Consider the following 12,948-nt stretch of genomic DNA (forward strand, 5'->3'; position numbering starts at 1 on the left):
CCCCGGGAGCGGACGTTCCCGGACAGGCCTCCGCGAGCGGCCGTTCCGGTTCCGGACGGGCCCCGGCGAGCGGCCGACCCGCCTCCGAACAGGGTTCGCACGAAGGGTCGTTGAGCTTCCGGCGGCGCACGGCTATGGACCTTTTACCCGTGCGGTGCAAGCGTGCTCCGCGCCCCAGCAGGTAGCGCCTACGAAGGGCGGTACGGACATGGCACGAGTGAGGTACGGCGCGCGGACCGAGGCGGAGATCGAGGCCGCGCGCGCCGCGGGCTCCCGGCTGCCGGACATCTGGTCGACCGGTGTGGTGGCCCTCTGGGAGAGCGATCCGGACGCGGTCGCGGCGGTCCTGCCGCCCCCGCTGAAGCCCACCGCGCGCCCGCTGGTGCGGGTGAACATCAGCAAGGTCGATCTGCCCGGATACCCGCTGGGCGCCGGATCGTTCGCCGTCGCCGCCGCGCACGAGGACGTCGAGGGCTGGTATCCGCTCGTCATGCCGATGACCCACGAGCGGGCCCTGACCGGCGGCCGCGAGGTCTTCGGGGAGCCCAAGAAGCTCGGCGAGGTGACCGTCGAGCGCGACGGGCTCGTCGTACGGGCCGTCCTCGCCCGGCACGGCATCGCCTTCGTCGAGGTGCGCGGCGCGGTGAGCGGGTCCCTGCCGCTGCCCGAACCCGCGCGGAAGACCGACTTCTACTTCAAGTTCCTCCCCGCGGTGGACGGTTCGGGATTCGACGCCGACCCCGTCCTCGTGCACTGCGTACGCGACGAGAAGGTCCGCAGGCTGGAGCGCGTCACCGGGGACGTCGTCCTGCGCGAGTCGATGTACGACCCGGTCGCCGATCTGCCCGTACGCAGGCTGCTGGAGATCACCGTCGGCGAGAAGACCACCGACCAGAAGGGCAGGGTCGCCGAACGCGTCAGCGCGCGGGCCCTGCTGCCGTACATCCACCAGCGCTACGACGATCCGCGGCAGATCCTCGACGGTCCTCCCGAGGGGAGCGTCTGATGGAGCTGCGCGCGGGACAGATCGCCGTCGTCACCGGCGCGGCGAGCGGCATCGGGCTCGCGATGGCCCGGCGGTTCGCGGCGGACGGTCTGAGAGTGGTCCTCGCCGACGTCGAGGAGGGCGCGCTGGACAAGGCCGCGGGGGAGCTGCGCGAGGACGGTGCCGACGTCCTGGCGCGCGTGGTCGACGTCTCGGAGCGCTCCGAGGTCCTCGCGCTCGCCGAGGACGTGTACGCCACGTACGGCGCGGTGCACGTCCTGTGCAACAACGCCGGTGTCGGCTCCGGCGCCGAGGGCCGGATGTGGCAGCACGACCCGAACGACTGGAAGTGGGCGTTCGCCGTCAACGTGTGGGGTGTCTTCCACGGTGTCCAGGCGTTCGTGCCCCGGATGCTCGCCGGCGGCGAGCCCGGCCACGTGGTCAACACCTCGTCCGGGGACGGCGGGATCGCCCCGCTGCCCACCGCCTCCGTGTACGCCGTCACCAAGGCGGCCGTGGTGACGATGACCGAGTCGCTGTACGCGCATCTGAAGGCGGAGCACGCGCGCGTGGGTGCCTCCGTGCTGTTCCCGGGACCGCACATGCTGCGCACGGGTCTGTGGGAGTCGCACCGCAACCGGCCAGCGCGGTACGCGAAGGAGCGGCCCCGCAGGACCCCGTACCGCAGCCTCGACCAGTGGGAGGCCGCGATGAACGAGGCGGGCCAGGAGGTGCGGTTCACCCCCGTCGAGGAGGTCGCCGACCTCGTCGCCGAGGGGATCCGTGCGGGCCGCTTCTGGCTGCTGCCCGAGAGCGAGCACAGCGACCGGCAGATCCGGGCGCGGTCGCGGTCGATGCTCGAGAGGGCCGATCCGTCGTACCTGGAAAGTTTCATCCTCGACTGAGGGGGCGCGGTGAGCGAACAGGACCCGTATCTGATCATCTCCTCCGACTGCCATGCCGGGCTTCCCACCGAGGAGTACCGGCCCTATCTGGACTCCCGGTTCCACCGGGACTTCGACGAGTTCCTCGCGGGCCAGGGCCGGCGCCGTGAGGAGATGAACCGCCTCGGCATCCGCAACGAGGCGTTCGCCGACAAGTGGTTCCAGGACAACGAGGAAGGTCTGCGCGGAGGTTGGGACACCGCGCAGCGCCTGAAGGAGCTGGACGGCGACGGAGTGGCGGCCGAGGTCGTCTTCCCCGACGCGGACGCCGTGGACAGCCGCACCGCGGCCCCGTTCGGCGTGGGCCTCGGCCTGTCCGGCGACCAGGACCCCGGACTCGGCATGGCGGGCGCGCAGGCCCACAACCGCTGGCTCGCCGACTTCGTCTCCGAGCACCCCGAACGGCACTGCGGGGTCGCCCTGCTGCCGGTCACCGGCGAGACCGGACGGGTCGTCGCCGAGGTGTACCGCGCCAAGGAGTCGGGTCTCGGCGCGCTGATGATCCCCTCCATGTGGGTCGACAAGGAGCCCTACCACGACCGCCGTTACGACCCCGTGTGGGCGGCGGCCGCCGAGTGCGCGATGCCCGTGCTCACCCACTCCGGCGCGGCGCCGCGCCACGAGTACGGCGACCACCTCGGGATCTACGTCTCCGAGGTGACCTGGTGGCCCGCGCGCCCCCTGTGGTTCCTGCTCTGGTCGGGGGTCTTCGAACGGCACCCGGGGCTGCGGTTCGGCGTCGCCGAGTCGGGCTGCTGGTGGCTTCCCAACCTGCTGTGGTTCATGGACCGGCTGTATCTGGGCGCGCACGGCGGCAAGAAGCTGTCGCCCTTCGCGGAGCTGAAGCGGCCCCCGCACGAGTACCTGGACCGGCAGGTCTTCGTCTGCGCGACCAACACCAAGCGCCGTGAACTCGCCCAGCGTTACGAGATCGGCGTCGACAACATCCTCTGGGGCAGCGACTTCCCGCACCCCGAGGGCACCTGGCCCGACACCCGGGCCTGGCTGGCGAGGACCTTCCACGACATCCCGGTGGCGGAGACCCGCCGCATGCTCGGCCTCTCGGCGGCCGAGGTGTTCGGCTTCGACGTCGGCGAACTGGCCCCGATCGCCCGGCGGATCGGACCGACCCCGGCCGAACTGGGCCAGGACGAGGACCAGTCGGCGGTCGAGGCGTCCTGGGCGCGCTCGCGCGAGGTGGGCCGCCACTGGCTGACGGACCACGACTTCCCCGTACTGGGGGTGACCCCATGACAGCCGGGAAGCGCACGGCGGCCAGAGACCGCACGGCGGCCGAGGAGCGTACGACCGCGGGGGACCGTACGTCCGCGGGGGACCGTACGTCCGCGGGGGACCGTACGTCCGCGGGGGAGCGCCCGGCCGCCGGAGACCGCCCGGCCGTCGAGGACCGCTACACCGTCATCTCCGCCGACTGTCACGCGGGCGCCGATCTCCTCGACTACAAGCCGTATCTGGAGCGCCGGTACCACGACGACTTCGACGCCTGGGCCGCCGTCTACGTCAACCCCTACGAGGACCTGCTCGCCGACACCGCCGACCGGAACTGGAACTCCGCCCGGCGGCTCGCGGAACTGGAGGAGGACGGCGTCGTCGCGGAGGTGGTCTTCCCGAACACCATCCCGCCGTTCTTCCCGTCGGGCTCCCTCATGGCACCGGCCCCGACGGCGGCGGAGTTCGAGCGGCGCTGGGCGGGGCTGCGGGCCCACAACCGCTGGCTCGCCGACTTCTGCGCGGCGGCGCCCGGCCGGCGCGCGGGCGTCTTCCAGATCCTCCTGAACGACGCCGACGCGGCGGTCGAGGAGATCCACCGGTCGGCGGCCGCGGGCCTCAAGGGCGGCCTGCTGCTGCCCGGCACACCCCCGGGTTCGGGCCTGCCCGAGCTGTACTCGTCGGCGTACGACCCGATCTGGGCGGCCTGCGCCGAACTGGGCGTCCCGGTGAACCACCACGCGGGCTCCGCCTCGCCGCCGCTCGGGGACGAACCGGCCGCCCGCGCGGTCTACATGGTGGAGACGACCTGGTTCTCGCACCGCGCGCTGTGGCACCTGGTGTTCGGCGGCGCGTTCCGCCGGCACCCCGGTCTGAGACTGGTGCTGACCGAGCAGGGCTCGGGCTGGATCCCCGGGGTGCTCGACATGCTCGACTACTACCACCGGCGGCTGGTCGCGGCGGCGGGCCGGGCGTCGACGGCCGAGTCGAAGTTCGGCGCGGGACTGGCCGCGACTATGGGCGAGCGCCCCTCCGCGGTCTGGCGCGAGAACTGCTTCGTCGGGGCCAGTTTCATGCGTCCGCACGAGGTGCCGCTGCGCGACCGCATCGGCCTCGACAAGATCATGTGGGGCAGCGACTACCCGCACGACGAAGGCACCCACCCTTACACCCGGGAGGGACTGCGGTTCGCCTACGCGGGGCTGCCACGCGCCGAGGTCGCCGCCATGGTCGGCGGCAACGCGGCCCGCGTCTACGGCTTCGACCTGGCGTACCTCGACGAGATCGCCGCCAAGTCCGGCCCGACGGTGGCCGAGATCGCCGAACCGCTGGACACCCCGCCCGCCGACGCGACGAGCCCGGTGTTCGCGAGGGGAGGCTCGGTGCGCGTGTGGTGAGCGCGTACGGCGCCCCGCGCGACCGCACTTGGCGGAGATCGCCGAGAAGTAAGCGCGTACCGCCGGTAATACTTGTTGGTAACAGCCTCTGTACGCGGCCCACCAGCGCATCTACGGTTCACCCATGCCGAACCTGCCCGATGTCGTGCTCTGGTCGATACCCGCGTTCATCCTCCTCGCCGTGATCGAGATGATCAGCGTCCGGATCCATCCGGACGAGGACGCCGCGGGATACGAGAAGAAGGACGCCGCGACGAGCCTCGGCATGGGACTGGGCAGCCTGTTCTTCGACTTCCTGTGGAAGATCCCGATCGTCGCGATCTACACGGCGCTCTACGAACTGACGCCGCTGCGGGTGCCCGTCCTGTGGTGGACGATCCCGCTGATGCTGCTCGCCCAGGACTTCTTCTACTACTGGTCCCACCGCGGCCACCACGTGATCCGCCTCCTGTGGGCCTGCCACGTCGTGCACCACTCCAGCAGGAAGTTCAACCTCACCACCGCGCTGCGCCAGCCCTGGACCGGCTGGACGTCGTGGCCGTTCTACCTCCCGATGGTCGCGCTCGGGGTGCACCCGGCCGCGCTCGCGTTCTGCTCGTCGGTGAGCCTCGTCTACCAGTTCTGGATCCACACCGAGCGCATCGACAAGCTGCCCCGGTGGTTCGAGTTCGCCCTCAACACGCCCTCCCACCACCGCGTCCACCACGCCTCCCAGGGCGGCTACCTGGACCGCAACTTCGGCGGCATCCTCATCGTCTGGGACCGGCTCTTCGGATCGTTCGTCGCGGAGACCGAACGGCCCGTCTACGGGCTCACCAAGAACATCTCCACGTACAACCCGCTGCGCGTGGCCACCCACGAGTACACCGCCATCGCCCGCGACCTGCGGGCGGCGGCGAACTGGCGCGAGCGCGCCGGACGGCTCCTCGGCGGGCCCGGCTGGCAGCCCGCGCCGTCGGCCGCCGCCGAGGCCCCGGCCGCGGAGCCCGTCGCGTGAGCCCGCGCACCGCGCGCGTCCTGCTCGTCTGCTTCGCGCTGGCGGCGGCCGCCGACCTCCTCTCGCTGCTCGCCGGATTCGACCCCGGGCACCGGATCGCCAAGCCGCTCCTGATGCCGCTGCTCGCCGCCCACGCGGGCGTGCGCGGCGCACCCCGGCTGCTCCTCGCGGCCCTGCTCCTCGGCTGGTGCGGCGACCTGGCGCTCATGTCCGACGCCGACCCCGCCTTCCTCGCGGGCATGGCCTCCTTCGCGGCGGGACACGTCTGCTACCTCGTGCTCTTCCGCCGGACGGCACGCGTACGGGACCTGCGGCTCGCCGGCGCTTACGCCACCGCGCTCGTCGTCCTCGTCGTGCTGCTGTGGCCCGGGCTGCCGGCCGGGCTGCGCGTCCCCGTCGCGGGCTACAGCCTCCTGCTGACCGCGATGGCGTACGGGGCCACGCGCCTCGGGCCCGTCGCGGCGCTCGGCGGCGCGCTCTTCATGCTCTCGGACACGCTGATCGCCACCGGCGTCGCCGACTGGCCGCAGCTTCCGCAGGCTGCCTTCTGGATCATGCTCACGTACATCGCGGCCCAGTTTCTCCTGGTACGCGGCGTGCTCGACCCCCTCGGCGCGCGACGCGTGCCCGCGGCGGCGTACGGTGAGATGCGCTCAACCACCCCCTGAGCGCATCTCACCCACGCTCCAGACGAGAAGGATCCTCGCCATGCGCGCCACCACCATCCACGCCCCGTTCGACATGCGTGTGGAGGAGGTGCCCGAGCCCATGGTGCAGCTGCCCACCGACGCGATCGTGCGGGTGCTGCGTTCCTGCATCTGCGGCAGCGACCTGTGGGCCTACCGCGGCGAGGCGGCCCGGCAGCCGGGCCAGCGGATCGGGCACGAGTTCCTCGGCGTCGTCGAGGAGACGGGCTCCGCGGTGACCGGCGTCCGGCGCGGCGACCTGGTCGTGGCGCCGTTCATGTGGTCCGACGGCGTGTGCGACTACTGCCGGGACGGGCTCACCACCTCGTGCGTGCACGGCGGCTTCTGGGGTTCCGTCGGCTACGACGGCGGCCAGGGCGAGGCCGTACGCGTCCCCTTCGCGGACGGCACCCTCGTCCAGCTGCCCAAGGAGGCGGCCTCCGACGACCACCTGCTGTCCGCTCTGCTGACGCTCTCCGACGTCCTCGGCACCGGCCACCACGCGGCCCTGGGCGCCGGTGTCCGCAAGGGCTCGACCGTCGCCGTCGTGGGCGACGGCGCCGTCGGCCTGTGTGCCGTGCTCGCGGCCAAGCGGCTCGGCGCGGAGCGGATCATCGCGCTCGGCCGTCACCAGGTCCGCACCGACATCGCGCGCCGCTTCGGCGCCACGGACGTCGTCGCCGAGCGCGGCGAGGCGGCGATCGCGGCCGTCCGCGAGCTGACCGGCGGCCAGGGCGCGCACTGCGTCGTCGAGGCGGTCGGCACCGAGCAGTCCATGAGCACGGCCGTGAACATCACCCGCGACGGCGGCGCGATCGGCTTCGTCGGAGTGCCCCACGGCAGCGGAACGGGCCTCGACCTGGGCGTCATGTTCGACCGGAACATCGCCCTGCGCGGCGGGGTCGCCCCGGTGCGCGCGTACATCCCCGAGCTGCTGCCCGACGTCCTGGACGGCACCATCGACCCGTCGCCGGTCTTCGACATGACCGTCGGCCTGGACGGCGTGCCGGAGGGCTACAAGGCGATGGACGAGCGCACCGCGCTGAAGGTCCTCGTCACCTCCTGACCCGCGGCGATCGCGGGCGCCGGCAGCTCCGCCCGGCGCCCGCGATCCCTCAGCTCCAGCGGGCCGTGTCCGTCCCCCAGCGCCCCGGGGGGCGTGACCAGTCGGCGGGTCCGCCCGCGAAGGAGACCGGCGGCAGGGCGTGGACGAGGCGGCCGAGGGGGCTGTCCCGCTCCGACAGCCAGAAGTCAGGACCCCCGTACGCCTCACCCACAGAGCCCTCCGGCACTTGCTCCCGCCCGATCCCGTTCGTCAGCCACAGGGCCGTGCGGGCCAGGGCCAGTCGTACGACGCGGCCGTGGCCTCGTTGCTCCCGCTCGGTCAGCGCGCGCAGGACGGCCGCCGCCAGCAGGTACCCGGTGCCGTGGTCGAGGGCCTGCGCCGGCAGTGCGCCCGGCCGTCCGGGCGAACCCTCCGTCACCGCGATCCCGGTGGCCACCTGGACCAGGCTGTCGAAGCCCCGCCGCCCGCCCCAGGGCCCGTACGCGCCCCACGCCGACACCTGGGCCACCACGAGGCCGGGACGGCGCTCGGCCAGCGCCTCGGGGGAGAGTCCGAAGCGGTCCAGGGCGCCCGGCCGGTATCCGGTGACGACCACGTCCGCCGACGCCAGCAGCTCGTCGAAGGCGGTGCGGTCGGCCGCCAGGTCCAGCAGCGCCGACCGCTTGCCGAAGCCCGTGTCCGCGTGGGCGTCCGGGTCCTCGGGCAGCCGCGGCCCGTCCACGCGCAGCACGTCGGCGCCCAGCAGGGCGAGCGTGCGGGTGGCGACGGGACCCGCGATGACCCGCGTCAGATCCAGCACCCGCACCCCGGCGGCGGGCGACAGCGGCCCCCCGCCGGACAGCGGACCGAGCCCTCGCCCGCGGCCGCCGACCGGCCCGCCCCACTCGATCAGCGGGCGTTCCGCCAGCGCGCGGCCCTGGTCGTGCGCCGCCCACTCCTGCGGCGTGCGCAGCGCGACGGCCAGACCGCCGGCCGCGTACACGGTCTCCTCGATCTCCCGCGCGGAGCGCCCGGTGAGCAGGGCGGCCACGTCCTCCGGGCTCGCGCCGTCCGCGGCGCCCAGCGCGGCCAGCAGCCGGGCCCGGTGGTGCGGATAGTTCGCGTGCGTCCGCACCCAGCCGTCCGCGGTCCGCCAGAACCGGGACAGCGGCGCGAAGTTCAGCGGCGCGCGCCCGTCCACGCGCAGATGCCGTTCGCTGACGAAGGCGGTGGCGACGGCGCCGTCGTCCACGCTCACCCGCGGAACCCGCGCGAGCCCCGCCCGCAGGGCCCCCAGCTCGGCGGCGGCCAGCGCGCAGGCACCCACGCAGGCCCGCGCCAGCTCACGTACGGGCAGGACGGCCTCCAGCGCCCCCGCCCGTGCCACGGTCGACATCCCGGAGAGCAGCGTGGGGTCTCCGCCCAGCTCGTCCCACACAGCGGCGGTCGGTGTATGCGTCATGACGGCACTATGCGGTGTGGACGCGATCAACACGGGAGGCGGCCCCGACGGCGCGTGGCCGACGGCGCGTGGCCGATGGCGCGTGGCCCCGGCCGCCGCACAAGGCGGCGGCCGGGGCCACGGGGGTTTCGGCAGGCGCTACTTGACGGCCCGCAGGGCGTTGACGATGCCGGCTCCGTAGAAGCCGTTCACGTGCTTGCCGCCCACGCAGGTCGCGTCGACGACACCGTCGCCGTTGCCGTCGTACGGCTCGGCCGGGCAACCCGGGTTGTCCGCCTGGACCTTGAGGAGGAGCTGGAGCTGGGCGGGCGTCGCCCAGGGGTACTTGGACTTCAGCAGAGCGGCCACTCCGGCGACGTGCGGGGTCGCCATCGAGGTGCCCTGGAGGAAGCCGTACGTGTTGTTCGGCAGCGTGGAGAGGATGCGGCCGTTGCCCGAGGGCGTGTCAGGGATCTGGTAGCGGTCGCCGCCGGGCGCCGCGACGTCGACGACACCCTTGCCGTAGCTGGAGAAGTAGGACTTGGCGCCCTTGACGCCGGTCGAGGAGACCGTGACGACACCGGGCAACTGGGTCGGAATGTCGAAGCACTTGTGCGGGTCGACCGTCCGCGTCGTGGCGGTCGAGTCGTCGGGGCTGGAGTCGTCGGTCAGCGCGTCCGAGTCGAGGTCGTCGTTGGAGTTGCCCGCCGCCGCGACGTTCAGCGTGCCCTTCCGCTGGGCGTAGAGCTGGGCGCGGTTGACGGCGTCGACGATGGCCTTCTGGTCGGGGTCGTCGAGGCAGTTGTACAGCCACGGGTCGACGTAGTAGCTGTTGTTGGTGATCTCGACGCCGTGGTCGGCGGCGAACACGAACGCGCACACGACGCTCTCCGGGAAGAAGAGCTGGGTGGAGTCGGGCTCGGCGACGGTGATGCCGGAGACCTTCACACCCGGCGCGACCCCCGCGACCCCGACGCCGTTGCGGGCCGCCGCGATCTCTCCCGCGACATGCGTACCGTGGTAGTGGTCGGCGTCCACCGGACGCCAGGACCCGTACGTGGTGTCCGGCTTGCCGCCCACGCAGTTCGCGGACTGCGAGGCGGAGAAGTTCGGCGCGATGTCGGGGTGCGTGTCGTCGACGCCGACGTCGATCACCGCGACGGTCACCTTCTTGCTGCCGGGGTTGACCGTGGCCGCCTTGTCGGCGCCTATCGCGCGCAGGTCCCACTGGTCGGCCTCGAGAGGCTCCTGGCCCGCGTCGGCGCTCTTCGCCACCTTGGCGGCCTCGGCGGCGGACAGCACCTGCGCCGCGCCCTCGTCCGTCGTGCCCGCGGCCTTCAGCGGCGAGGTGCGGGTGGCACCGGCCGACTGCACTCCTCGTACCGCCCGCATCTGCCGGCCGAAGTCCGGGTTCGCGGAGTGGACGACGATCACGCCGATCTGCTCGTACGCGATCACGACACTGCCGCCGGCCGCCGCGATGGCCTTCTTCACCGACGCGATCGTCCGGTGGTCCGCCGCCGTGTTGACCACGTAGGAGAGGTTCGGTCCGTCCGCGGTCGTCGCCGCGGGCGTGCTGAGAGGTGTGGCCGTCGCGACGCCCGGCAGGAAGCCGAGCGAGGCGGTGAGCGACAGAACGACCGGCACGGCGAGGGCGAGACGGTGTCTGGAACGCAGATGAGCCATGGGATCTCCACATCATCCGGAAAACGGAGCTGCCCGAACACGGATGGTGCTCGGGCAGGTACATGACGGAATGGTGCAGGCCGAAGCTATCCTCCCGCCGGCCGGGCCAGCAATGACTTGCGGCGACGACTTCAGAAAGAAGCCGGAGGCGTGCGGCGGCGACTTCCGAAAGAAGCCGGGCGAGTTGAACCGCGCCACGCGTGGCGCCGTGACCTTGGACAGGGAGCCCGTGGACGATCGAGCCCCCGGCCCTGATCACGGAGCGGACGCGATCGACAGCGCTCCGTCACGTGACGCACGTCGATGTGAGGTCGAAGTCCCATGTCCGTACCCGAACCGTCCCCGTCCGCGGGCCCCGACCTGCCCCCGTCCACCGTCGTAACCGCACCCGCAACGCGAGGAGACACCGTGGCCACCGACGCACCACCGCCCGCGAGGACCGGAGCCGAGCTCCCGTCCACAGAAAAGTTCGTCGAGATGCAGGAGAGCGCCGAATTCGGTGAACTGCGCAGCTCGCACCGCTCCTTCGCCTTCCCGCTGACCGTCGGATTCATCCTCTGGTACCTGCTGTTCGTCCTGCTCTCCAACTACGCGGGCGACTTCATGGGCACCAAGCTGTTCGGCAACGTCAACGTCGCCCTGGTGCTCGGCCTCGCCCAGTTCCTCACCACCTTCCTCATCGCCTGGTGGTACTCGCGGCACGCGGCCACTCGACTCGACCCCAAGGCCGACGCCATCAAGTCCCGGATGGAGGGCGGCGCATGAGCCCCGTACAGACCACCGCGCACACGACCGTGCTGGCCGCGGGCGAGGCGAGCGAGCACCGCCCGCTGATCATCACCCTGTTCGCGGTGTTCGTCGCCGCGACGCTCGTCATCACCGTCTGGGCCGGCCGCCAGACCAAGGACGCCGCCGACTTCTACGCGGGCGGCCGCCAGTTCACCGGCTTCCAGAACGGACTCGCCGTCTCCGGCGACTACATGTCCGCCGCGTCCTTCCTCGGCATCGCCGGCGCGATCGCCCTCTTCGGCTACGACGGCTTCCTCTACTCCATCGGCTTCCTGGTCGCCTGGCTGGTGGCCCTGCTCCTGGTCGCCGAACCCCTGCGCAACTCCGGCCGCTACACGATGGGCGACGTCCTCGCCTACCGCATGCGCCAGCGCCCGGTCCGTACCGCCGCGGGCACCTCCACCATCGTCGTGTCGATCTTCTATCTGCTGGCCCAGATGGCGGGCGCGGGCGTCCTCGTCTCGCTGCTCCTCGGCATCACCAGTGACGGCGGCAAGATCGGCATCGTCGCGCTCGTCGGCGTCCTGATGATCGTGTACGTCACCATCGGCGGCATGAAGGGCACCACCTGGGTGCAGATGGTCAAGGCGGTCCTGCTCATCGCCGGCGCCCTGCTGCTCACCTTCCTCGTCCTGCTGAAGTTCCACTTCAACATCTCCGACCTGCTCGGCAGCGCGGCCCAGAACAGCGGCAAGGGCTCGCCCTTCCTGGAACCCGGACTCAAGTACGGCGCCACCTCGACCACCAAGCTCGACTTCATCTCGCTCGGCCTGGCGCTGGTCCTCGGCACCGCGGGCCTGCCCCACATCCTGATCCGTTTCTACACCGTGCCCACCGCCAAGACCGCGCGGAAGTCGGTCATCTGGGCGATCGGCCTCATCGGCGCCTTCTACCTGATGACCCTCGCCCTCGGCTTCGGCGCCGCCGCGCTGATCAAGCCGGACGAGATCGTCGCCTCCAACAAGGCGGGCAACACGGCGGCACCCCTGCTCGCCCTCCATCTCGGCGGCGTGGACTCCAACTGGGGCGCGATCCTGCTCGCCACCATCTCCGCCGTCGCCTTCGCCACGATCCTCGCGGTCGTCGCGGGACTGACGCTCGCCTCGTCCTCCTCCTTCGCGCACGACATCTACGCGAACGTGATCAAGAAGGGGCAGGCGTCGGAGAAGCAGGAGATGAAGGCCGCCCGCTACGCCACCGTCGGCATCGGCGCCGTGTCCATCCTGCTGGGAGCCCTCGCCCGCGACCTCAACGTCGCCGGCCTGGTCGCCCTCGCCTTCGCGGTCGCCGCCTCCGCCAACCTGCCGACGATCCTCTACAGCCTGTTCTGGAAGAGGTTCACCACCGCGGGCGCGCTCTGGTCGATCTACGGCGGCCTGGTCACGGCCGTCGGCCTGGTGCTCTTCTCCCCGGTCGTCTCGGGCAAGCCCACCTCGATGTTCCCCGACGTCGACTTCCACTGGTTCCCGCTGGAGAACCCGGGCCTCATCTCCATCCCGGTCGGCTTCCTGCTGGGCTGGCTGGGCACCCTCCTGTCCAAGGAGGAACCCGACGCCGGCAAGTTCGCCGAACTGGAGGTCCGTGCCCTGACCGGCACCGGAGCCCACTAGCCAGGCCCTCGGCTCCGGCATCGCGCGGGCCCGTCGCGGACCACCGGTGGATCACCACTGGTAGGACCCTACGACGGGCCCGCGCCGTCTCTCGTGGGATCGGGCCGCTGTCCCCGCCCGCCCCGTCACGTAGGCTCA

General features: G+C 72.0%; 11 protein-coding genes. 9 read left to right on the forward strand and 2 right to left on the reverse strand.

Annotated features, from left to right (window positions below; genetic code table 11):
- The first annotated feature begins 208 nt into the window (after positions 1 to 208).
- The 7 genes from ACFYYF_RS34515 (at position 209) to ACFYYF_RS34545 (ending at position 7,305) form a co-directional block, all read left to right on the forward strand.
- The gene (locus ACFYYF_RS34515) at positions 209 to 1,006 is read left to right on the forward strand and encodes an acetoacetate decarboxylase family protein (RefSeq protein ID WP_388781728.1); all 798 of its coding nucleotides are present in this window, start codon (positions 209 to 211) and stop codon (positions 1,004 to 1,006) included.
- On the forward strand, positions 1,006 to 1,890 hold the full coding sequence (locus ACFYYF_RS34520; protein WP_388781730.1) for an SDR family NAD(P)-dependent oxidoreductase: 885 nt from the start codon (positions 1,006 to 1,008) through the stop codon (positions 1,888 to 1,890). Before ACFYYF_RS34515 ends, ACFYYF_RS34520 begins: the two co-directional genes overlap by 1 nt.
- Before the next feature lie 9 nt (positions 1,891 to 1,899).
- Entirely contained in the window at positions 1,900 to 3,183 is a 1,284-nt protein-coding gene (locus ACFYYF_RS34525; RefSeq protein WP_388781732.1) for an amidohydrolase family protein, read from the forward strand.
- Positions 3,180 to 4,556, forward strand: a complete 1,377-nt coding sequence (locus ACFYYF_RS34530) for an amidohydrolase family protein (RefSeq protein ID WP_388781734.1) — start codon at positions 3,180 to 3,182, stop codon at positions 4,554 to 4,556. The genes ACFYYF_RS34525 and ACFYYF_RS34530 overlap by 4 nt, the downstream gene beginning before the upstream one ends.
- Before the next feature lie 124 nt (positions 4,557 to 4,680).
- Positions 4,681 to 5,553, forward strand: coding sequence for a sterol desaturase family protein (locus ACFYYF_RS34535; RefSeq protein ID WP_388781736.1), 873 nt, complete (start codon positions 4,681 to 4,683; stop codon positions 5,551 to 5,553).
- Positions 5,550 to 6,221 (forward strand): lysoplasmalogenase, encoded by a 672-nt coding sequence (locus ACFYYF_RS34540; RefSeq protein WP_365487676.1) that lies wholly within the window; start codon positions 5,550 to 5,552, stop codon positions 6,219 to 6,221. The genes ACFYYF_RS34535 and ACFYYF_RS34540 overlap by 4 nt, the downstream gene beginning before the upstream one ends.
- Before the next feature lie 40 nt (positions 6,222 to 6,261).
- The gene (locus ACFYYF_RS34545; RefSeq protein WP_388781738.1) at positions 6,262 to 7,305 is read left to right on the forward strand and encodes a zinc-dependent alcohol dehydrogenase family protein; all 1,044 of its coding nucleotides are present in this window, start codon (positions 6,262 to 6,264) and stop codon (positions 7,303 to 7,305) included.
- 49 nt (positions 7,306 to 7,354) lie between these two features.
- Here the strand turns inward: ACFYYF_RS34545 and ACFYYF_RS34550 are convergent, their stop codons facing one another.
- Both ACFYYF_RS34550 and ACFYYF_RS34555 read right to left on the reverse strand, forming a co-directional pair.
- Positions 7,355 to 8,746 carry a CoA transferase gene (locus tag ACFYYF_RS34550; protein ID WP_388781741.1) on the reverse strand — a complete coding sequence of 464 codons (1,392 nt, stop codon included), beginning with the start codon at positions 8,744 to 8,746 and terminating at the stop codon, positions 7,355 to 7,357.
- A 138-nt stretch (positions 8,747 to 8,884) separates the two neighbouring features.
- Positions 8,885 to 10,411, reverse strand: coding sequence for a S8 family serine peptidase (locus tag ACFYYF_RS34555; protein WP_388781744.1), 1,527 nt, complete (start codon positions 10,409 to 10,411; stop codon positions 8,885 to 8,887).
- Between the two features lie 408 nt (positions 10,412 to 10,819).
- Here ACFYYF_RS34555 and ACFYYF_RS34560 point away from each other — a divergent pair, with 408 nt between their 5' ends.
- The gene (locus tag ACFYYF_RS34560) at positions 10,820 to 11,176 is read left to right on the forward strand and encodes a DUF485 domain-containing protein (protein ID WP_365487664.1); all 357 of its coding nucleotides are present in this window, start codon (positions 10,820 to 10,822) and stop codon (positions 11,174 to 11,176) included.
- Positions 11,173 to 12,810: a cation acetate symporter gene (locus tag ACFYYF_RS34565; RefSeq protein ID WP_361685640.1), complete on the forward strand. Its 1,638-nt coding sequence runs from the start codon at positions 11,173 to 11,175 to the stop codon at positions 12,808 to 12,810. The genes ACFYYF_RS34560 and ACFYYF_RS34565 overlap by 4 nt, the downstream gene beginning before the upstream one ends.
- The last annotated feature ends 138 nt before the right edge of the window (positions 12,811 to 12,948 follow it).

This window comes from Streptomyces sp. NPDC001914, from assembly GCF_042891215.1.
Classification (GTDB): Bacteria; Actinomycetota; Actinomycetes; order Streptomycetales; family Streptomycetaceae; genus Streptomyces.